Raw genomic sequence first — 21,045 nt, forward strand, 5'->3', positions numbered from 1 at the left:
CTCCCGCCCCCGCACCCGCAAGGCCGTCATCCCGGCCGCCGGCCTGGGCACCCGCTTCCTGCCGGCCACCAAGGCCATGCCGAAGGAGATGCTGCCGGTGGTGGACCGGCCGGCCATCGAGTACGTGGTGACGGAGGCCCGGCGTGCGGGCCTCGCCGACGTGCTGATGATCACGGGCCGGAACAAGCGGGCCCTCGAGGACCACTTTGACCGCCATCCCGCGCTGGAGGCCGCGTTGGAGCACAAGGGCGACACCAAGCGGCTCGCGCAGATCCACGAGTCGGACCTGGTGGGGGACATCCACTACGTCCGCCAGGGCGAGGCTCTCGGGCTCGGCCACGCGGTGAACTGCGCTCGCCGCCACGTCGGCGAGGAGCCGTTCGCGGTCCTGCTGGGCGATGACATCATCGGCGACGGCGAGGCGCTGCTCGAGCGCATGATCGACGTGCAGCAGCGCCTCGGCGGCTCCGTGATCGCCCTCATGGAGGTCCCGGAGGAGGCCGTCTCGGCCTACGGCGTGGCCGCGGTGCAGGCCGTGCCGGGGGAGGGCGACGACGTCGTCCGCGTCACCGACCTCGTGGAGAAGCCGGCCCGCGAGGACGCCCCCTCCACCCTCGCGATCATCGGCCGCTACGTGCTGGCCCCGCAGGTGTTCGACGTGCTGGACGAGACCCCGCCCGGCCGCGGCGGGGAGATCCAGCTCACCGATGCGCTGCAGAGGCTGGCCACGGAGGACGGCGAGGGCCGCGGCGTGCACGCCGTCGTCTTCGACGGCCGCCGCTACGACACGGGGGACAAGCTCGGCTACCTGCAGGCGGTCATCGAGTTCGGGACGCGGCACGAGGACCTCGGGGCCGACCTGCGCGCCTGGCTCCAGGAGTTCACCGCCGGGCTCTGAGCCGGGCCGGCGACGCGCGGGCCGCCGCCGGCTTTGGCCGAGGCGGACCCACCCGGTAGGATGGGCTGTCGGTCCGTCGTGGCTGGACCCGTGTCCAGGCCGCATCGCACCCCCGCAGAGGGCGTGCGGACGGGCCGTGTACCCCCGCCGTCCCACCCGCCGAGAGGAGCGACCATGGACAGCATCCAGCACCACGGCGCCGACTCGCCGTGGGTGATCCCCGTGCGCGATCTGACGCGCGGGGCCGGAGTCCAGCGCGAGCTGACGGCCGAGTGGCCCGCCCCCGCGGGCGTCTCCACGCCGCTGCTGGGGATCCCCGAGGGGGACCCCGTCGAACTGGACCTGCGTCTGGAGTCGGTGCACGAGGGCGTCCTCGTCACCGGCACCGCGGACGCGACCCTGAAGGGCGAGTGCGGCCGTTGCCTGCGCCCGCTGCACGAGGGGATCACCGTGGACCTGCAGGAGCTGTACCTCACCGGCACGTCCGAGGACGACGCCGGCGAGCAGCCGCTCGTGGTGCGCGAGACCGTGGACCTGGAACCCGTGTTCCGGGACGCCGTGGTCATCGCCCTTCCGTTCCAGCCGCTGTGCCGGCCGGACTGCGAGGGCCTGTGCGCCGACTGCGGCATCCGCCTCGAGGACGCGCCCGAGGGGCACGCCCACGAGCGCGTGGACCCGCGCTGGGCCGCCCTGGCCCACCTCGCGGGCACCTCAGAGACCTCCATCACCGAGACAGAAGAGAGATAGTCGTGGCAGTCCCGAAGCGGAAGATGTCCCGTGCCAACACCCGTGCCCGCCGGTCGCAGTGGAAGGCCACCGCGCCCACCCTGGTGAAGTCCGTCGAGAACGGTCGTGTCTCGTACCGCCTGCCCCATCAGGCCGAGCTGAAGACCGACGCCGCCGGCACCCCCCTGTTCTTCGAGTACAAGGGCCGCAAGGTCGCCGACGCCTGAGATGGCGTCCCCATCGGCTCGCCGCGGGCCTGAGCCCGCGCCCGAGCCAGAAGAGCTGTTCGAGCGTCTCGGCGTGCACATCACCGCCGGGACGCTCGAACGCGCTCTGACGCACCGCTCGTTCGCCTATGAGCAGGGCGGGCTGCCCACCAACGAGCGCCTCGAGTTCCTCGGGGACTCGGTGCTGGGCTACGTGGTCACCGACCACATCTTCACGGTGTACCCGGACCTGGCCGAGGGCGACCTCGCCCGCCGCCGGGCCGCCGTCGTGTCCACGCGTGCCCTGGCGAAGGTGGCGCGCCGGATCGGCATCGGCCCGTTCGTACGCCTGGGCACGGGGGAGCGCCGCACCGGCGGGGCGGACAAGGACTCGATCCTCGCCGACACCCTCGAGGCGCTCATCGGCGCCGTCTACGTGGACCACGGGCCCGTGGCCGCGGCCGCACTCGTGCACCGCCACGTGGTGCCGCTGCTGGACGAGCCGGACCTGCTGCGCGAGAGCACCGACTGGAAGACGGTCGTGGCCGAGGCCGCCAGCCGCCACGGTCTCGGCGCCGTCCGCTACGCGATCGAGGGGCAGGGCCCCGCGCACGACCCCCGCTACCGGGCCACCCTCGTCGTCGGCGAGCGCGAGTACGGCTCCGCCGTCGCCAGCTCCAAGAAGCAGGCCGAGCGGGACGCCGCGGCCGCCTCATGGCCCGCCCTCGAGGCGGGCCTGCCGGCCGCGGGGTGCTGAGCCCGTGCCGGAGCTGCCCGAGGCCGAGGTCGTCCGGCGCGGCCTGGCCCGGTGGGCCACGGACGCCGTCGCCGCGGATCTCGAGGTCCTTGACCCCCGCTCGCTGCGTCGCAGCCCCGGCGGCGCGGACGCCCTCCGGGAGCGGCTGCGCGGCGCCCGGCTGGCCGAGCCGGCTCGCCGCGGCAAGTTCCTCTGGCTGCCCCTGGCCGAGGGCGACGACGCCGTCGTCGTGCACCTGGGGATGAGCGGGCAGATCCTTGTGGACGAACCGGGGGCCGCCGACCAGCGACACCTGCGCCTGCGCCTGCCCGTCACCGCGGCGGACGGCTCCGCCCGCGAGCTGCGGTTCGTGGACCAGCGGATCTTCGGCGGCTGGTGGCTCGACGCGCTGCGGCCCGACGACGCCGCCGGCGGCGAGCGGATCCCCACCACGGCCGCCCACATCGCCCTGGACCCGCTGCACCCGCTGTTCGACCCCGCGGCCGTGCACGCGCGCCTGGCACGGCGCCGCTCCACCCTCAAGCGCGCGCTGCTGGACCAGTCGCTGGTCTCCGGGATCGGCAACATCTACGCGGACGAGGCCCTGTGGGGCGCCCGCCTGCACCCCGAGCGCCCGACCGAGCGCATGCGCCGGGCGGACACGCTGCGCCTCCTGGCGGCCGTCCAGGACGTGATGCGCCGGGCCCTGGAGGTGGGGGGCACGAGCTTCGACGCGCTCTACGTCAACGTGGACGGGCGATCGGGCTACTTCGCCCGCTCCTTGGCGGCCTACGGGCGCACCGGGCAGCCGTGTCGCCGCTGCGCCGCCGAGGGGGTCGACTCCCGCATCGTCCGCGTGCCGTTCATGAACCGTGCGAGCCACCTGTGCCCGCGCTGCCAGCCCACGCCGCGCCGTCGCCGGGCCGCGGCGGCCGACGCCTGACGAGGCGTCCGTAGACTGGGCTGACCCCCGACCTCGAGCAGGAGACCCGAGTGAGCCATCCCCCGGCCGCGTCCTGGACGCCCGAGCCCCTGCCGCGCCCCGAGCCCCCGCGCGACGACGCGCCGCCGGTCGCGCGGCGCCGCCGGCGCTGGCCGTGGGTCGTCGGCCTGCTCGCCGTCCTGCTCGCGGCGCTGCTCGGCCTGGGCGCCTGGTACGCGGGCTCGCTCGGGCGCACCTTCGACGACCACCGGCAGACGGTGGACGTGGGGGCGCTCGAGCAGGCGGCCGGGGACGGCCCGCTGAACGTGCTCGTCCTGGGCTCCGACTCCCGCGAGGGCGAGGGCGAGCAGGACATGGGCCAGCGTTCGGACACCATGATGCTCGTGCACATCCCCGCGGACCGTCGCCAGGTCTACGTCATGTCCGTGCTGCGGGATTCGTGGGTCACCGTGCCCGGCCACGGCGAGGCGAAGATCAACTCGGCCTTCGACAGGGGCGGCTACGCGCTCGCCGTGGACACGGTGGAGCTGCTGCTGGGAGTGCCGATCCACCACGTCCTCGAGGTCGACTTCCAGGGGTTCCGGGGCGTGACGAACGCGCTGGGCGGCGTCGAGGTCTGCAACCCGCAGGCCTTCTCCTCCGGTCAGGCCAACCCCTCGTACTACCCGCGCGGGCACATCCTGCTGCAGGACACCGCCGCCCTGCGCTACGTGCGCGAACGGCACGCCTTCGACGACGGCGACGTCACCCGCGTGAAGAACCAGCAGCGCTACCTGGCCGGGGCGATGGACCGCTTCCTCAGCCCGCAGATCCTGGGCAATCCCGCCCGCACCACCGAGGTCGTCGCCACGTTCTCCGACCACCTCGGTGTGGACGAGGGGCTCACGTCCGGAGTGATCGCCTCGCTCGCGTGGCAGCTGCGCGACGTGCGCGGCGAGGACGTCGAGATGTTCACGGTGCCCCGCAAGGGCTTCGCCGAGGGGCCGAACGGCGACGCCATCGTCGAGCTCGACGAGGACAAGCTGGCGGACCTGCGCTCCGCCCTCGCCGATGACGACGTCCAGCGCTATGTCGACGAGCACGAGCCCAAGAAGGAGAAGAAGGCCCAGGCCGCCGGCGGGCCCGCCCCCGTGCTGACCCTGCTGACCGGCACCACGCCCGCACCCGCCCTCGGGGAGGACCCCTGTGACGACTGAGCCGCGCCGCCCCCGCCTCCTGCTGGTCTCTCACTCCTACCGGCCCGAGCGCACCCCGCCCGCACGTCGCTGGGGCGCGGTCGTGGCGGCGCTGCGGTCGGCGGGCTGGGACGTCGACGTCGTCGCGCCCGGGGGTGTGCGCCCCTTCGCCGGGCCCGACGGCGAACGCGTCCTGCCCACGCCTCGCCTGCCCCTGGGGGAGGCCGGCCGCAACGGCCGCTTCGCCGAGGCGGTGGTGCACGCGCTGCTCGCCATCCCCCGTGGGATGGCCACCCTTCGCCCGGACGTGGTGGTGGCCACCGTGCCCGCGCTGCCCGTGGTGGTGCCCGGCGTCGTGCTCTCCCGCCTCTGGCGCCGTCCCCTCGTGCTGGAGATGCGCGACGCCTGGCCGGACCTCGCCCACGAGGCCGGGGTCCACCAGGGCCTGCTGGGCGTCGCGATGGAGCGCGTCGTGACCGGCGGCCAACGCGCGGCCCGCCTCGTGGTGACCGTCACGGACGGCTTCGCGGAGACGCTGCGCGGGCGCGGGGTGCGGGTGGTCCGCACCCTGGGCAACGGCGTGGACCTGGCCCGCCTGGCGGTGGCGCCGCGGCGCGAGCGGGCCGCCGGCGAGCTGCGTGTGCTGTACCTGGGCAACATGGGCGAGAGCCAGGGGCTCGAGCGGCTCATCGACGCCGCGGCGACGCTGCGGCGCACCCGGCCGGGGGTGCGCGTCCGGCTGGTCGGGGAGGGGACCCGGCGTCCGGCGCTGGAGGCCCGCAACGCCGAGCTCGGCTCGCCGGCCGAGATCCTCGGACCCGTCCACGGCGCGGCCGTGGCCGAGCAGTACGCGTGGGCGGACACGCTGGTGGTGGCCCTGCGTCCCGACTGGCCGAGCTTCCGTCACACCGTGCCCTCCAAGACCTACGAGGTGCTCGCCGTCGGCCGGCACGTCACGGGCCTGGTGACGGGGGAGGCCGCCCGCACCCTCGAGGCGGCCGGCGGCGCCGAGGTCGTCGGCCCGGACGTGGACGACCTGGTGCGGCACCTGACGGCGCTCGCGGACGATCCGCACCGCACCGACGTCGGCGCGGGCGGACGCGACTGGGTGCGCCGCCACGCCGACCTGCCGGCCGTGGCCCGCCGCTACGAGCGCCTGCTGCGCCGCGTCGCCGGTCGCTGAGCCCGACGTCGGCCCCTTGCTAGGGTTGACGCCGCCGCACCCGGCCGGGTGCACTCCACCGGGACACCGAGGAACGGTTCTGATGCCAGCTGGGAAGTCCATCCGTCAGGTCGCGCGCGCGGGCGCTCGCCTGCTGCCGCCCGAACAGCGCCGTCGGGTGCGCCGCACCAGCGGCGCGCTGCTGCGCAGGCTGCCGCCGCCGGTGGCCGAGGAGGTCCGCGGCGTGTTCGGCATCCGCTGGGGCGCCCCTCCGGCGCACGCCCGGCCGGCCGACGCCCTGGGCCTGGCGGGCGGGCCGGCCCGCACCGGCAGCTCCTCCCTCACCGGCCGCGGTGCGGCCGCCGTCGGCGCCGATCCGGAGGCCGCGGCCCGTCTCGAGCGGGCCCTGGGCCTGGCCGACACGTCCCGCACCGAGCGGGGCGGGCGGGCCGTCGGCGTCGTCGCCGCCCCGGACGTGCGCGCGGCCCTCGCGGCCGCCGGGCACCGCGTCGTGCCGCTCGTGCCGGGCACCGCGGGCGCGGTGGCCGAACGCGTGGAGGCCGTCGTCGTGGACGTGGACGGCGTGGACGGGCCGTGGGCCGGGGCCCTCGACGCCGCCGGCGCGGCCCTCTACCTCGAGCTGCGGGGTGCCGTGAGCGCGGCCGCCGCGCGCGGGGTGACCGTCTGGGTGCTCTCCCGGGGCCGTCACCGGCACCGGCTCGGGGCCCTCGCCCTGCTGCACGCCGGGGACGTCATCGTGGTCGAGGCCGGCGCGGACCGGACGCCGTTGCACTTCACCGAGGACCCGGGCGACGCGCCCCAGGGGATCGCCGACGTCCTCGCCGCCTGCCCGGAGGAGAGCGCATGAACACGCACCACCCCGACCGCCTGACCGACGCCGCCGGCGTGCGCGTCCTGCTCTACGGCGACGTCGACCTGAACGTCATCGACGGCTCCGCCACGTGGCTGCCCTCCCTGGCGGAGACCCTCGCCCGCACGGGTGCGAGCGTGGACGTCCAGCTCAAGGCCGTCGAACGCCGGGACCTGCTCACCGCTCCGCTGCGCGCCCTGACGGGGGTGCGCGTGCTCGCCGCCGAGCCGGCGGCCGGGCAGGGGGGCATGAACCCCTCCCGCGCCGCGGACGTGCTGGCCCGCCGGGACGAGGAGTCCCGGTACGACGTGGTGCTCGTGCGCGGCATCCATGCCTGTCTCGAGCTCGCCGACCGCGGCGCCTTCCCGGGGCGGCTGTGGTCCTACGTGACCGAGTACGGCTACGTGGAGGACGGCTTCCCGGCCGGGCGCGTCGAGGAGCTCGGTCGCATCGCCGCGGCGAGCCGTCTGATGCTGGCCCAGACGCCCCAGGCCCGCGCCGTGCTCGAGGCGATGGTCCCGGCCGCCGCCGGGCGCACCGAGCTGCTCTCGCCGATGGTGCCGGACGGGCTCGCTCCGGCCGAACGCGCCGAAGCGCCCGCCGACGGCCCAGTGCGTCTCGTGTACACGGGCAAGTTCGCCCACGACTGGCGCACCGACCTCATGCCGGACGTGCTGACCGCCCTCCACGAGGCCGGCGTCCCGGCCACGCTCACGATGGTGGGGGACAAGGTCCACCCCGAGCGGGACCGGCCCGGTTGGGCCGCGGCGATGCGCTCCCGCCTCGAGGCCGACCGGCCCGACTTCGAGTGGACGGGAGCGCTCTCCCGCGAGGAGTCCATGGCCCGCACCGCGGCCGCGGACGTCTCTCTGGGCTGGCGCGCCCCCGCCCTGGACCTCTCGCTCGAGATCTCCACGAAGGTGCTCGAGAGCTGCGCGGTCGGAGTGCCGCCGCTCCTGAACCGGACCGTGGCGCACGAGGAGCTGCTGGGGGCCGACTACCCCCTGTTCGTGGACGGGGTGAGGGACTCGGCCCGGGACGTGGCCGCCCGCATCGCGGCCGTCCGCCACGACCTGCCGGCCCTCTCGCGGCGCGTCGTCGAGGCCGCCGCGCCCTATCGAATGGCCGCACGCGCACGCGCCCTGGCAGGCATCATGGACCGGCTCGGCCTGCTCGACCGACGGCCCGCCCGCGGCGGGTCACGCACCCGCGTGGTCCTGGCCGGCCACGACCTGAAGTTCGCGGGCGAGCTCGTCGACCTGCTGCGGGACGACCCGGGCGTCGAGCTGCGCATCGACCACTGGCAGGGCCTGCACCGCCACGACGAGGCCGCCTCACGCCGCCTCGTCGAGTGGGCCGACGTCGTGGTGTGCGAGTGGGCGGGCCCCAACGCCGTCTGGTACGCCCGCCACAAGCGCCCCGGCCAGCGACTCGTGGTCCGCCTGCACATGTTCGAGCTGCGCGGCGGCTGGCTCTCCGCGCTCGAGACCGACGCCGTGGACCGCCTCGTGACCGTCTCCGATCTCTACCGGGACCTGGTGCGCGAGCACCTGCCCATCGAGCCCGCGCGGGTCTCGGTGATCCCCAACGCCGTGTCCGTGGCGGACCTGGACCGTCCCGGCCTGCCGGGTCGCCGGTTCCGGCTCGGCCTCGTCGGCGTGGTGCCGCTGCGCAAGCGCCTGGACCGGGCCGTCGACCTGCTGGAGATCCTGCGCGCCCATGACGAACGGTTCACCCTGCACGTGCGCGGCCGCATGCCGTGGGAGTACCCGCACGAGTGGCGCAAACCCCTCCAGCGCGAGGGCTACCTCGACCTGTTCGCCCGCCTCGGCGCCGGTCCGCTGCGCGAGGCCGTCGCCTTCGAGCCCTTCGGGGCGGACATGGGCTCGTGGCTGACGAAGATCGGCTGGGTGCTCTCGCCGTCCACCACCGAGAGCTTCCACCTCGCGCCCGCCGAGGGCATGGTCTCGGGCGCGGTCCCGCTCGTCTGGGACCGGCCCGGCGCGAGGGGCGTGTTCGGCGAGGAGTTCGTGCTCGACGACACCGACGCCGCGGCGCGGCGGGTGCTGGAGGCGGTCGTCGACGACGCGCGGTGGGACGCGCTCTCGACCCTGGCCCGGGACCGGGTGCGCGCATACGACGAGCGCGTCGTGGCCGGCCTGTGGCGCGAGGCGCTCGGGCTGAACTGAAGCAGGCCGGACGACGGCGGTAGGGTGGGACGCGTCCGCCCCCGCCCGCCGGTGCCTGGGGCCGCCGTGGACCATTCCCCATCGAGGAGACCCCGTGAAGAAGATCGAGACCGTCGCCGTCATCGGCCTGGGCTACATCGGCCTGCCCACCGCCGCCATCCTCGCCGAGAACGGCGTGCGCGTGCACGGCGTGGACGTCTCGGACCGCACGGTGGACGCCGTGAACACGGGCACCGTGCCCTTCGTGGAGCCGGACCTGGCCGGGTTCGTCGCGCGCGGCGTCGAGAAGGGCCTGCTCAGCGCCTCGACGACGACGCCGGCCGCGGACGCCTACATCGTCGCCGTGCCCACCCCGTTCAAGGACGGACACTCCCCGGACCTGGGCTACATCGAGGCCGCCGCCCGCGGCCTGGCCCCGCAGCTGACCGGCGACGAGCTCGTCATTCTCGAGTCCACCTCGCCCCCCGGCGCCACCGAGCACATGGCCGAGGTGATCTTCGCCGAGCGCCCTGAGCTGCGCGAGTCCGAGCTGGACTTCGCCCACTGCCCCGAGCGGGTGCTCCCGGGCCGCGTCATGGTCGAGCTCGTGACCAACGACAGGATCGTCGGCGGCTCGACCCGGCGCGCGGCCGAGCGGGCCCGCGACCTCTACCGCACATTCTGCGAGGGCGAGATCCTGCTGACGGACACCCGCACCGCGGAGATGGCCAAGCTCGTGGAGAACTCCTTCCGCGACGTCAACATCGCCTTCGCCAACGAGCTGTCCGTGATCTGCGCCGAGCAGGGCATCGACGTGTGGGAGCTCATCGAGCTCGCCAACCACCATCCCCGCGTGAACATCCTGCAGCCGGGCCCCGGCGTGGGCGGCCACTGCATCGCCGTGGACCCGTGGTTCATCGTGGACGCCGCCCCGCAGACCGCCCGGCTGATCCGCACGGCCCGGGAGATCAACGACGGCAAGCCCCAGTGGGTCATCGACCAGGTCAAGGCCGCGGCCTTCGACGTCCAGCAGGAGACCGGCCGGGCGCCCGTCATCGCCGCCCTCGGGCTGGCCTTCAAGCCGAACATCGACGACCTGCGCGAATCCCCGGCCCTGAACATCGCGGCCGAGCTGGCGGGCCAGTTCTCCGGGTCCGACGTGCTCGTCGTCGAGCCGCACGTGACGGAGCTGCCGGCCGCGCTGCAGGGCAAGGACAACGTGCGCCTGGTCGCGGTCGACGAGGCCCTCGAGGCCGCCGACATCGTGGTGCTGCTGGTGGACCACTCCGCCTTCGCCGACCTCGGCGACCGCGTGGCCGACAAGCGCGTGATCGACACGCGCGGCCAGTGGCGCACCGTCCCGTCCCTCTGACCCGACGCGGCCCGCGCCCCGCCCGCCCCGCCGACAGGAGCCCGCACCGATGACCGCACGCGAGCGCCCCGCGTCGTCCCGCCGGCCGCTGCTGCGGTCCCTGGCCCTGACCGCCCAGACCGTCCGCGAGCACGTGACGGACGACCCGGTGCTGCTGGCCCTGCAGGTCTCCCGTCGACTGCCGCCCGCGGTGGCGGGCGGGGCGGCCGGCGTCCTCACCCGCCTGGGCCGGAACGGCGTCGTGCCCGCGCTCGGCCACGAGATGCGGGGCGAGCGCGCTGCGGCCCTGGCCGCCCTCGGCGTGGATGAGGCCGGCCGGCCCGTCCGCGCGTCCCGTCCGGGGGCGGGGAGCCGCCGCGGGCTGGTGCACCGGGCCGACGCCGCCCTCGGCATGGGCCGGCCCGACGTCGCCGAGACGCTGCTCGGCAGCGTGCCGGAGGAGCATCGCGGCGCGGCGTGGACGGCCGCCGCCGCACGCCTGGCGGCGCACCGCGGCGACCTGGTCGGCGCGGCCGCGCTCGCCGCGCGGCATCCCCGCAACCGTCATCTCGCCCGCCGCATGGCGGGGGAGCGGGACGCGTTCCGCGGCGTCGCCCCGACCCTGCCGACCGAGCCCGGCTACCGCCCGGTCCCGGGGCGGGTGCTGCACGTGCTGACCAACTCCCTGCCCCACACCGGATCCGGGTACGCCCAGCGCAGCCACGCGATCCTCACCTCCCTGCGGGACGAGGGCTTCGACGTCGCCGCCGTGACGCGGCCGGGCTACCCCGTGCAGATCGGCGTGCCCTGGGCGGCACAGCGGGACGTCGTGGACGGGATCGACTACGCCCGGCTGCTGCCGGCCCGGCTCGCCCAGGGCCAGGCCGCCCGCATCCAGCAACACGCCGAGCTGCTGGCCGCGCACGTGCGACGACACCGTCCCGCCCTGCTGCACACCACCACGCACTTCGTGAACGCGCTCGCGGTCGAGGCCGTGGCGCGGGCCTTCGGGATCCCGTGGGTGTACGAGGTCCGCGGGCAGCTCGCGGACACATGGGCGGCGGTGCGCGGGCCCGAGGCCCTGGGCTCGGAACGGTACCGGCTCTTCCAGGAGCGGGAGGCCGAGGCCGCCCGCCGCGCCGACGGGGTCGTGACGCTCGGGGCGGGCATGCGCGACCGCCTGGTCGCCGCCGGGGTGGCCGAGGACGCCGTCGTGCTCTGCCCCAACGCCGTGGGCCCGGCCTTCGTCGCCGAGCCGGTGGACCGCGACGAGGCACGCGCCCGGCTGGGCTGGGACCTGCCGACCGACGCCTTCGTGGTGGGCACCGTCTCGAGCCTCGTGGACTACGAGGGCCTGGACATCCTGCTGCGTGCCGCCGCGCGGCTGGCCCCGCACCGTCCCGGGTTGCGCGTGCACATCGCCGGCGACGGCGTCGCCCGGCCCGGGCTGCAGGCCCTGGCCGCGGAGCTCGGCATCGCGGAGCTGTGCGCCTTCCCCGGGCGGGTCGACCGCGAGGACGCGCGCCTGCACCACGCCGCCCTGGACGTGTTCACGGTCCCGCGCCGGGACCTGCCCGTCACCCGCGCGGTGACGCCGATGAAGACCGTCGAGGCCTCGGCCACCGGCCGGCCCGTCGTCGCCTCGGACCTGCCGGCCCTGGCCGAGCTCGTCGAGGACGAGCGGACCGGCCTGCTCGTCCCCGCGGAGGATCCCGCAGCGCTGGCCGCCGCCCTCGACCGGCTCGCGGGGGACCCGGCCGAGCGGGCGCGCCTCGGCGCGGCCGGCCGGGAATGGGCCCTGCAGACGCGCACCTGGGAGGCCAACGCGCGCCGCTATCGGACGCTCTACGACCGGCTCGGCGTCCACCCGCGCTGATACAGTGACGCGGGCGCCGGGTCTCCCGCACTCTCGTGTTCCGGAGGCCTCCTCGACGCCCGCCCGACGCTCGCCGCGTGGGGCCCGTGCACGGAAGGAAGACTGGACCCGCATGAAGATCGCCGTCGTCGCCCTGGGCAAGATCGGCCTGCCGCTGGCCGTGCAGTTCGCGAGCAAGGGACACGAGGTGGTCGGCGTGGACGTCAACGCCACCGTCGTGGACCTCGTCAACGCGGGGACCGAGCCCTTCCCGGGCGAGGCCCACCTGCAGGAGAAGCTCTCCTCCACGGTGGCCGACGGCCGCCTGCGCGCCACCACCGACTACGGCGACGCCGTCCCGGGGGCCGACGCCGTCGTGCTCGTCGTGCCGCTCTTCGTGGACGACGAGGCCCGCCCCGACTTCGGCTGGATGGACGGCGCCACCACCGAGCTGGCGAAGCACCTGACACCGGGCACCCTCGTCTCCTACGAGACCACGCTGCCCGTGGGCACCACCCGCACCCGGTGGAAGCCGATGCTGGAGGAGGGCTCGGGCCTGACCGAGGGGGAGGACTTCCACCTCGTGTTCTCGCCGGAGCGCGTGCTCACCGGCCGCGTGTTCGAGGACCTTCGCCGCTACCCCAAGCTGATCGGCGGCCTGACCCCGGCCGGCGCCGAGCGCGCCCGCGAGTTCTACGAGGCCGTGCTGGACTTCGACGAGCGTCCTGACCTGTCCCGTCCCAACGGCGTATGGGACCTCGGCTCTGCGGAGGCCTCCGAGATGGCCAAGCTCGCCGAGACCACCTACCGCGACGTCAACATCGGCCTGGCGAACGAGTTCGCCCGCTACGCCGGCGCGAACGGCATCGACATCTACCGGGTGATCGAGGCCTCCAACTCGCAGCCGTACAGCCACATCCACCGCCCGGGCATCGCCGTGGGCGGCCACTGCATCCCGGTCTACCCGCGCCTGTACCTGTGGAACGACCCGGCCGCGGACATCGTCCGCACCGCGCGCGCCGTGAACGCCTCGATGCCGGACTTCGCCGTGGACCTGCTCGCCCAGGCGCACGGCGACCTCGCCGGTCAGCGCGTCGTCGTGCTGGGTGCCGCCTACCGCGGCGGCGTGAAGGAGACCGCGTTCTCCGGTGTGTTCGCCACCGTGGGCGCCCTGCGCACCCGAGGCGCCGAGGTCACCGTGGACGACCCGATGTACACGGACGAGGAGCTCACCGCGCTGGGCTTCACCCCGCACTCCGCCGGCGCCGAGGTCGACGCCGCGATCCTGCAGACGGACCACGCCGAGTACCGCGCTCTCACCCCGGCCGACCTGCCGGGCGTGCGCACCTTCGTGGACGGCCGCAACGTCACCGACGCCGACGCCTGGGCGGGCGTGACCCGTCGGGTCATCGGCCTGCCGCAGGACGCCGAGGCCGCCCGATGAGCGGGAACGTCTTCACCGCCGCCTCGGCCGACGTGGCCGAGGACGCCGTCCTCGGCGCCGGCACCAAGGTCTGGCACCTCGCGCAGGTCCGTGAGCAGGCCCGCCTCGGCGAGCGCTGCATCGTCGGCCGTGCGGCCTATATCGGCACCGGGGTGGAGCTCGGCGACGACTGCAAGGTCCAGAACCTCGCCCTCGTCTACGAGCCGGCTCGTCTGGGCCGCGGCGTCTTCATCGGACCGGGCGTCGTCCTGACCAACGACACCTACCCCCGCGCGGTCAACCCGGACCTGTCCCAGAAGTCCGGGGACGACTGGGACGCCGTGGGCGTGGACATCGGCGACGGCGCCGCGATCGGCGCGCGGTCCGTGTGTGTCGCGCCGATGCGCATCGGCGCGTGGGCCCTGGTGGCGGCCGGCTCGGTGGTCACCCGCGACGTGCCGGACTTCGGCCTCGTGGCCGGGGTGCCCGCGAAGCGCATCGGCTGGGTCGGCCGGACAGGCCGCCGGCTGGCGGAGAAGGACGGCGTCTGGGTGTGCCCGGACACCGGGGAGACGTTCATCGAGCGGGACGGGGCGCTGCGCCCGGCCGGGCCCGCGCAGGAGGAGGAGAACCATGGCTGAGTTCATCCCGGCGGCGAAGCCGGTCATCGGTGACGAGGAGCGCGAGGCGGTGGACCGCGTCCTGCGCTCCGGCATGGTGGCGCAGGGCCCCGAGGTCGCGGCCTTCGAGGAGGAGTTCGGTGCCGCGATGGTGGACGGCCGGGCCTGCGTGGCCGTCAACTCCGGCACCTCCGGCCTGCACCTGGGCCTGCTGGCCGCGGGCATCGGCCCCGGCGACGAGGTCATCGTGCCCGCCTTCACCTTCGCGGCGACCGGCAACGCCGTCGCCCTCACGGGCGCGACCCCGGTCTTCGCGGACGTGGACCTGCAGACGTACACCCTCGACCCCCAGGACGTGCGCGCCAAGGTGACGGAGCGGACCGCCGCCGTCATGCCGGTGCACCTGTACGGCCACCCAGCCCGCATGGACGAGCTCGAGGCGATCTGCCGCGAGCACGGCCTCCAGCTGTTCGAGGACGCGGCGCAGGCGCACGGCGCCCGCTGGAAGGGGCGCCCCGTGGGCACCTTCGGGGCGTGGGGCATGTTCAGCCTCTACCCGACCAAGAACATGACCTCGGGTGAGGGCGGCATGGTCTCCGTGGGGGAGGCGGACGTCGCCCGTCGCCTGCGCCTGTTGCGCAACCAGGGCATGGAGGTCCAGTACCGCAATGAGCTCGTGGGCTTCAACAACCGCATGACGGACATCCACGCGGCCATCGGCCGGGTGCAGCTGACCAAGGTCGGTGCATGGACCCGGCGCCGGCAGGAGATCGCCGCCCGCTTCGACGCCGAGCTGCGCGGGGTCACCGTGCCGACGGTGCTCGAGGGCGCCGAACACGTGTACCACCAGTACACGGTCCGCCTGCCCGAGGAGCTGGCCGGGACGCGGGCGGACGTGCTCGCCCGCCTGAAGGACGAGTTCGGGGTCGGCACGGGGGTCTACTACCCGGTGCCCACCAATGAGCTGCCCTCCTTCGGCGTCGAGGCGGACCTGCCGAACACCCGCGTGGCCGCGTCCACCGTGTTCTCCATCCCGGTCCACCCGTCCCTGACGGACGCGGACGTCACGCGCGTCGTCGAGGCCGTCAACACGGTGGTGGCGGAGGCCGCTGCATGAGCGTGCTGCGCACCGGACTGATCGGCCTGGGCATGATGGGACGCCACCACGCCCGCGTGATGCGCTCCATCGAGGGCACCGAGCTGGTCGCCGTCGCCGACGCGATGGGTGATCCGCACGGCGTGGCGGGGGACCTGCCCCTGTACGACTCGGTCCAGGGGCTCATCGACCACGGCGTGGACGCCGTCATGTGCGCGGTCCCGACCGGCCTGCACGAGGAGGTCGGCATGGCCCTGGCTGAGGCCGGCGTGCACGTGATGGTCGAGAAGCCCATCGCGCACAGCTCCGAGGCGGGCACCCGCCTGGTCCGCGCCTTCGACGAGGCCGGCCTCGTCGGCGCCGTGGGCCACATCGAACGCTTCAACCCCGCCCTGCAGGAGATGCGCCGCCGGATCCAGGCCGGCGAGCTGGGCCGGGTCCTGCAGATCACGACCGTGCGTCAGGGCGGCTTCCCCGCCCGCATCGCCGACGTCGGGGTCGTCAAGGACCTCGGCACGCACGACATCGACCTGACCGCGTGGCTGGCGGACAGCCCGTTCACGCGCGTGGCCGCGGAGACCATGACCAACTCCGGCCGTGAGCATGAGGACATGGTGGTCGCCAGCGGCCGCCTCGAGTGCGGGGTCATCACGAGCCACGTCGTGAACTGGCTCTCGCCCGTGAAGATCCGCCAGACCGTCGTCACCGGCGAGCTCGGTGCGTTCGTGGCGGACACCGTGCACGCGGACCTGACCTTCCAGGCCAACGGATCGGTCCGCACCCGCTGGGACGCGGTGTCCGCGTTCCGTGGCGTCTCCGAGGGGGACGTCACCCGCCTGGCGATCGAGAAGCCCGAGCCGCTGCACACCGAGCACGAGGCGTTCCGCGACGCGATCCTCGGCGTCCGGCAGGAGCACGTGTCCATGGCGGAGGGGCTCGACACGCTGTGCGTGGCCGAGGCGATGATCGCGTCGGCCCGCACGGGTGAGAGCGTCACGCTGTGAGCGCGGGGGACTGGCGACGCCGCGCCCGCCGGGCCGTCCGTGCGGTGGCCCGACGGGCGCGAGCCCTGCCCGAGCCCGGGCCTCGCGTGCTGCGCGCCGTGTTCGACACCCTCCCACAGGACTCGGACGCCGTGCGTCGAATCCGGTCGATGGCCGCCCCACCCCGCCGGCGCGGCACGCCGCTCCGCCGCGCCCGCCCGCGACACCACCCCGGGCTATCGCGGCTACTTCCACCTCGCCGACGTCGGGGACACCTACACCTCGCAAGAGGCAGCGACACTGCTGCAGCTCGAGAACGCCGTGCTCAAGCGGCGCCTGTTCGCGGAGCCGGCGCCCCCGCTGACCCCCACGGGCCACGAGGAGGAGGACCTGGCCGCCGCGCCGAGGCGGGTCGCCGACCACTTCGCACGGGCGGACGCCGCCGCCCAGCTCGGCGACGACGCGCCGCGACACCTGGTCGTGGTGGGCGTGTACCCCACCCTCGAGAACCCCTACGGCAACGGCTTCGTGCACCGCCGGGTCAAGTACTTCCAGGCCGCCGGCGTCCGCGTCGACGTCGCGGTGATCGATCGGTCCGCCGAACCCCGCTCCTACGAGTACGACGGCGTCCACGTGCTGGTGGGCCGGGGAGCGGAGGCCGCGGAGCTGCTGCGCACGCGGCACTACGAGTCCGTGGCGGCCCACTTCCTCGTCCGCTCCCTCTGGGAGCCGATCCAGGACGCGCTGGCGGGGCACCGCTTCTTCGCGTTCATGCACGGTTTCGAGTCGCGCCGGTGGATCCGGACCATGCGCAACCACCGGACCCAGGGGCAGGTGGACGACGCGATCGTCGACACCCTGGAACGCCAGCGCTTCTGGCGCGAGGTGCTCGACCACCCGCACGGCCCCGAGCGGTTCGTGTTCGTCTCCCGCTGGTGGCGCCGAGCGGCTCAGGAGGACATGGAGCTCGTCTTCCCGGCGCAACGCACGGCGATCGTGCACAACGTGATCGACACGGACCTGTTCTGCTTCGTGCCCAAGGACCCCGAGCAGCGCTTCCGTGTGCTGTGGGTCCGCTCCGCGGCGAACCTCAATTACGGCGCGGACCTCGCCGTGCGGGCCCTCGAGCGCCTGCGGGACACGCCCCTGTGGGACCGCATGCAGGTCACCGTGATCGGCGACGGCAAGCACTTCGGCCTCTTCGAGGAGGCCTTCGCGGACGACGCGAACGTCACGGTGGAGCGCCGCTTCGCCGTCCAGGAGGAGATCGCGGCCCTGCACCGGGAGCACGGCGTGTTCCTGGTGCCCACCCGACTCGACTCCCAGGGGGTCTCGCGGGACGAGGCGATGGCCTCCGGGCTCGTGCCCGTGACCAATGACGCCGGCGCCGTCCGGGAGTTCGTGGACAAGGACTGCGCGATGATCGCCGACGCCGAGGACGTGGCCGGGCTGGCCGACGGCCTGCGACGGCTGATGGAGGACCCGGACCTGTTCCTGCGGATGTCCCGGGCCGCGGCAGCCCGGGTCCGCGCGCAGACTTCGCCGGAGCACACCGTGGACCAGGAAATGGCGCTGATGGGTCTGGCGGCAGGCCCGGGCGGGCGAGGGGAGGAGAACGCATGAGCGCCGTGCTGCTGTTGACGGCCGGCACGGGCCCGGCGGAGGGTCTGCTGCTGCAGGACCTGCGCGATAGCGGCCACGTGGTCGACGTCCTCGACGTCGCCTCGCACGCTTGGCTGCGCCGGCGTCCCGGCCTTGCCCCGGCCCCGCTCTACCCGTGGACCGGCACCCACGCCCTGCGCGCTGCCGGCGCCCAGATCGCGCGCGAGATGCGCCGGGTCACGGCCGCGGGCGCCTACGACGCGATCCTCGCCTCCGGGCTCGGCGCCGCGGGCTTCGCCGCCCGGCATGTAGAGGAGGAGTTCATCCCCCTGCTCCGCCGCGGCGACCTGGACTTCTCGGCGGCCCGCAGGCACGCCGAGGAGGACTTCGCGGCCCTGACGCGGGCGGTCGACCGGCTGTTCCTCGAGGACGAATGGGAGTTCGACAAGGCCCTGTCGAAGGGGTCGTGGAGCGCCCACCTCCGCCATCCACGTCGAGCCCTGCCGCCCGAGTTGTTGCCTCCGCTGGCCGAAGAATTCGAGACGCCGAGCGTCGTCGTCCTCCACCCCGAACACGTCGACGCCGACCGCCTCGCGGCACAGATGGAGGCGCTCCAGACCGCGGTGGACACGGTGCCGGGCGCCTCGCTCCGCAGCCTCTCGGCCTCCGCCCTCTACCGCACCCGCGACCTCGTCGCGGGACGCGCGTTCGACGCGGTCGCGGCGACCCGGCTCGGCGGCGCCACGCACGTGGTCCTCGTGGGCTCGTCGCGCGACCACACGGCCGTCGGCGAACTCCTGGTCGGCGCCGGCGTCGCGGAACGGTTGGTGGTGGAGGACACCATCGGCTCGGGCGCGTGGGCCGCGGGCCATCCGGGCGTGCGGACGGGGCGGGGGCTGCGCCTCGTCACGGAGCTCGCCGCGGCCCTGCGCGGGGGGCCCGAGCCTCACTCCGCCGTCGACACCGTCGACGCCGGCACCACCGACCTGCTCGCCGCCTACCGCACGGCGATGACCGGTCTAGTGGACAGGACGTTCGAGGACCTCGCGGTGCTGCGGCACGACGGCCCGTTGGACGTGTTCTTCTCCACCTCGCCGCTCGAGGACCGCACCGACGGGGCCCGTCCCCAGCGGGTGCGCAACATGAACGACGCCCTCTCCGAGCCCGCCGCGGCGCTGCGGCTCTCCTCCGTCCCGGGCGTGTTCGACCGGCGGCTCCGGGTCCTGGACGATGCTCTCGCCGCCGGCCGTCCCCTCGGACTCCTCTACGGCGAGAACTCGACGTCGCCGATCCCGGTCGGCCGGGTGACCACCGCACTCGCGGACGTCATGGCCCGCTTCTCGGCCGGAGGCGGCACGAGCGTCTGGTTCGTGCGTGACCTGCACTGGCTGGACGAGATCGACGGGTACCTCGAGGACGCCGACGCGCGGCGCGACGTCCAGGAGCGTGGGCTCGCCGAGTTCGATGCGATGGCGGCGGCCGCGGACCGGCTGGCGGCTCCGTCTGCGGAGTCCGGGGCGGGCTTCGACGCCCTGCTGGCCCGCCACGGCCGCGGGCCCGTGGACTGGCTGCCGCTGCCGCCGGCCGTGTCCCCGGCGAACACCGTCCCCGCCGACGCCCCGGCGATCGGCGAGGAGGGCGTCACCCTGCTGTACGCCGGAGGCGTGGGCGGGATCTACGGCCTGGGCCAGTACCTCACCGCCGTCGGGACGCTTGACCCGCAGGTGCGACTCGACTTCGTCGTGCGCGCGGGGGAGCGTTCCGTGTTGGAGGACCTGCTGGCCGAGCACGGCCTGGCGGACCGGCCCGGGCTGCGGATCACCACGGTCCCGCTCGAGTGGTACGTCCCCGCGACGCGGACCGTGGTGGGCGTGGTGCTGCTGGGCGGCGAGTACGCCCGGTTCAGCTTCCCCTACAAGACCATGTCCTTGATCGAGCGCGGCTACCCCGTGCTCTGCTTCGCGGACATGGGGATCGCGGACTTCCTCGAGCGCAATCGCGTGGGGCTCGGCGTCGCGCGCTCCTCGGAGGCGATCCGCGCCGGCATCGCCGCGCTCGTGCGGGGCGGGGCGCCCGGCATGGCCGAGGCCCAGCGCACGCAGTCCTGGGCCGCCCGGGTGGCCACCGCCCGGGCATCGGCCGAGGACTGAGTCCCGGCCCCACCGGGGCGCCCATCCGGGGACCCGGCAGGGGCCCGCGACGGATCACACCGCGGCGGGCCCGTCCGACGTCTCCGCGGGGCTGAGCAGGGCCTCCAACCGCACCAGCACGGCTTCGGGCGCGTGCAGCCGCGCGTGGTGCTCGCGCGCCCGCTCCCGCCGTTCCCGCGCGGCCGACGACGTCTCCTCCAGCACGCCCAGCACCGTGGTGAGCAGCGTGGCGTCGTCGGTCTCGATCACCGGCGGGGCGCACCCGTCCGGCGCGGGAGTCACCGGCGGCCCGGCGACCACAGCGCTGCCCGCGGCCAGGGCCTGCAGGGCCGCGATCTCCAGTTCTCCCGTGTGCAGCGGGGCCACGACGACATCGCCGTGGAACGCGTCGGGTCGACGGCGGAACCGGGGACCCGACGGGGCCTCGACCGGGATCCCGCGTGCGGTGAGTTCCGCGACCAGCTCGTCCACGGCCGCCGACTCGGCCGAGGTGCGGTCCCCGGGCAGGATGAGCACGCTGCGGGGGGCGGACGCGCCGTCAGGACCGGGTCCCCGGTCCGTCGGCGTCGGGATCGGTGCCGGCAGCCAGAGCACGCCCGGCGTCAGCAGCGCCTCCACGCGCCGGTGGGAGAGCACGGGGACTCCGGCGGCCAGGGCGGCCTGGAACGGGCGGCCCTGACGCCGGATGCGGCGGTCCAGCGCCGCCCGCGCGTCCGGGTCCAGTCCGCCCCAGGGGTGGCCGGGGACGGCCGCCAGTCTCCGGTCGATGCCGGCGAGGATCCGCTCGCCGGCCACCAGGGCGACCCGACGTCCCCGAGCCCGGAGGGAGAGCAGTTCGTGGACGGGGGACTGCTCGGCCCGGCCCCACAGCGGCCCCTCGCCCCCGCTGAGGACCGTGCCGTGGGCACGGTCGTCCGTGACCCAGTCGTGCAGGACGCCCCAGACCGCCTCGGGCCCGCCCACGGCGAGGCCGCGGCCCTCGGGGACCTCCCGGGGCGGCCGCTGCGTCGCGGGGCCGGCGTCGGCGGGCCAGGCGTCCAGGAGGGGTCGGACCGTGGGCGGGTCGCCCACGACCAGGAG

The 21,045-nt window shown here is 74.9% G+C and carries 17 protein-coding genes and 1 pseudogene; 17 read left to right on the forward strand and 1 reads right to left on the reverse strand.

The features are described from left to right. The 17 genes from galU to J1M40_RS03045 form a co-directional block, all read left to right on the forward strand. The coding region (galU, locus tag J1M40_RS02965; protein ID WP_241252028.1) for a UTP--glucose-1-phosphate uridylyltransferase GalU at window positions 1-898 on the forward strand (898 nt) is incomplete at its 5' end. A gap of 174 nt (window positions 899-1,072) precedes the next feature. Next, window positions 1,073-1,645 carry a DUF177 domain-containing protein gene (locus J1M40_RS02970; RefSeq protein WP_002856392.1) on the forward strand — a complete coding sequence of 191 codons (573 nt, stop codon included), beginning with the start codon at window positions 1,073-1,075 and terminating at the stop codon, window positions 1,643-1,645. Window positions 1,646-1,647: 2 nt separating this feature from the next. Next, complete coding sequence (gene rpmF / locus J1M40_RS02975) at window positions 1,648-1,851, forward strand: 50S ribosomal protein L32 (protein ID WP_017489305.1); 204 nt, start codon at window positions 1,648-1,650, stop codon at window positions 1,849-1,851. Window positions 1,852-1,924: 73 nt separating this feature from the next. Further along, on the forward strand, window positions 1,925-2,587 hold the full coding sequence (gene rnc, locus J1M40_RS02980; RefSeq protein WP_285139034.1) for a ribonuclease III: 663 nt from the start codon (window positions 1,925-1,927) through the stop codon (window positions 2,585-2,587). Between the two features lie 4 nt (window positions 2,588-2,591). Then, entirely contained in the window at window positions 2,592-3,509 is a 918-nt protein-coding gene (gene mutM / locus J1M40_RS02985) for a bifunctional DNA-formamidopyrimidine glycosylase/DNA-(apurinic or apyrimidinic site) lyase (RefSeq protein ID WP_206450453.1), read from the forward strand. 50 nt (window positions 3,510-3,559) lie between these two features. Next, window positions 3,560-4,705: an LCP family protein gene (locus tag J1M40_RS02990; RefSeq protein ID WP_206450454.1), complete on the forward strand. Its 1,146-nt coding sequence runs from the start codon at window positions 3,560-3,562 to the stop codon at window positions 4,703-4,705. Beyond that, window positions 4,695-5,867: a glycosyltransferase family 4 protein gene (locus J1M40_RS02995; protein ID WP_206450455.1), complete on the forward strand. Its 1,173-nt coding sequence runs from the start codon at window positions 4,695-4,697 to the stop codon at window positions 5,865-5,867. The genes J1M40_RS02990 and J1M40_RS02995 overlap by 11 nt, the downstream gene beginning before the upstream one ends. An 82-nt stretch (window positions 5,868-5,949) precedes the next feature. Next, window positions 5,950-6,714 (forward strand): hypothetical protein, encoded by a 765-nt coding sequence (locus J1M40_RS03000; protein ID WP_206450456.1) that lies wholly within the window; start codon window positions 5,950-5,952, stop codon window positions 6,712-6,714. After that, a complete protein-coding gene (locus J1M40_RS03005; RefSeq protein ID WP_206450457.1) occupies window positions 6,711-8,906 on the forward strand; it encodes a glycosyltransferase in 2,196 nt (731 codons plus the stop codon). The genes J1M40_RS03000 and J1M40_RS03005 overlap by 4 nt, the downstream gene beginning before the upstream one ends. 94 nt (window positions 8,907-9,000) lie before the next feature. Continuing rightward, window positions 9,001-10,257 (forward strand): UDP-N-acetyl-D-mannosamine dehydrogenase, encoded by a 1,257-nt coding sequence (gene wecC, locus J1M40_RS03010; protein ID WP_206450458.1) that lies wholly within the window; start codon window positions 9,001-9,003, stop codon window positions 10,255-10,257. A gap of 49 nt (window positions 10,258-10,306) precedes the next feature. Next, window positions 10,307-12,112 carry a glycosyltransferase family 4 protein gene (locus tag J1M40_RS03015; protein ID WP_206450459.1) on the forward strand — a complete coding sequence of 602 codons (1,806 nt, stop codon included), beginning with the start codon at window positions 10,307-10,309 and terminating at the stop codon, window positions 12,110-12,112. 112 nt (window positions 12,113-12,224) lie between these two features. Next, a complete protein-coding gene (locus J1M40_RS03020) occupies window positions 12,225-13,535 on the forward strand; it encodes a nucleotide sugar dehydrogenase (RefSeq protein ID WP_049158734.1) in 1,311 nt (436 codons plus the stop codon). Further along, a complete protein-coding gene (locus J1M40_RS03025; protein WP_129866821.1) occupies window positions 13,532-14,155 on the forward strand; it encodes an acyltransferase in 624 nt (207 codons plus the stop codon). The genes J1M40_RS03020 and J1M40_RS03025 overlap by 4 nt, the downstream gene beginning before the upstream one ends. Beyond that, window positions 14,148-15,251, forward strand: coding sequence for a DegT/DnrJ/EryC1/StrS aminotransferase family protein (locus J1M40_RS03030; RefSeq protein WP_159228098.1), 1,104 nt, complete (start codon window positions 14,148-14,150; stop codon window positions 15,249-15,251). Before J1M40_RS03025 ends, J1M40_RS03030 begins: the two co-directional genes overlap by 8 nt. Continuing rightward, window positions 15,248-16,234, forward strand: coding sequence for a Gfo/Idh/MocA family protein (locus J1M40_RS03035; RefSeq protein WP_206450460.1), 987 nt, complete (start codon window positions 15,248-15,250; stop codon window positions 16,232-16,234). Before J1M40_RS03030 ends, J1M40_RS03035 begins: the two co-directional genes overlap by 4 nt. Before the next feature lie 300 nt (window positions 16,235-16,534). Next, window positions 16,535-17,836, forward strand: a complete 1,302-nt coding sequence (locus J1M40_RS12950; RefSeq protein ID WP_240008996.1) for a glycosyltransferase family 4 protein — start codon at window positions 16,535-16,537, stop codon at window positions 17,834-17,836. Then, window positions 17,833-19,965: a hypothetical protein gene (locus tag J1M40_RS03045; RefSeq protein ID WP_206450461.1), complete on the forward strand. Its 2,133-nt coding sequence runs from the start codon at window positions 17,833-17,835 to the stop codon at window positions 19,963-19,965. The genes J1M40_RS12950 and J1M40_RS03045 overlap by 4 nt, the downstream gene beginning before the upstream one ends. Before the next feature lie 54 nt (window positions 19,966-20,019). Here J1M40_RS03045 and J1M40_RS03050 read toward each other — a convergent pair. Then, window positions 20,020-21,045: pseudogene (locus J1M40_RS03050) on the reverse strand (glycosyl transferase); the annotation flags it as partial.

Origin of the sequence: Micrococcus sp. KRD026 (assembly GCF_017168445.1) — a bacterium.
Taxonomy (GTDB): Bacteria; Actinomycetota; Actinomycetes; order Actinomycetales; family Micrococcaceae; genus Micrococcus; species Micrococcus luteus.

Bases quoted from the DNA above. Each gene is read 5' to 3' on its own strand.
- J1M40_RS03045 (WP_206450461.1), top strand. From the start codon at position 17,833: ATGAGCGCCGTGCTGCTGTTGACGGCCGGCACGGGCCCGGCGGAGGGT.
- J1M40_RS03025 (WP_129866821.1), top strand. From the start codon at position 13,532: ATGAGCGGGAACGTCTTCACCGCCGCCTCGGCCGACGTGGCCGAGGAC.
- J1M40_RS03030 (WP_159228098.1), top strand. From the start codon at position 14,148: ATGGCTGAGTTCATCCCGGCGGCGAAGCCGGTCATCGGTGACGAGGAG.
- J1M40_RS02970 (WP_002856392.1), top strand. From the start codon at position 1,073: ATGGACAGCATCCAGCACCACGGCGCCGACTCGCCGTGGGTGATCCCC.
- J1M40_RS03035 (WP_206450460.1), top strand. From the start codon at position 15,248: ATGAGCGTGCTGCGCACCGGACTGATCGGCCTGGGCATGATGGGACGC.
- J1M40_RS03005 (WP_206450457.1), top strand. From the start codon at position 6,711: ATGAACACGCACCACCCCGACCGCCTGACCGACGCCGCCGGCGTGCGC.
- J1M40_RS03000 (WP_206450456.1), top strand. From the start codon at position 5,950: ATGCCAGCTGGGAAGTCCATCCGTCAGGTCGCGCGCGCGGGCGCTCGC.
- J1M40_RS03015 (WP_206450459.1), top strand. From the start codon at position 10,307: ATGACCGCACGCGAGCGCCCCGCGTCGTCCCGCCGGCCGCTGCTGCGG.
- J1M40_RS03020 (WP_049158734.1), top strand. From the start codon at position 12,225: ATGAAGATCGCCGTCGTCGCCCTGGGCAAGATCGGCCTGCCGCTGGCC.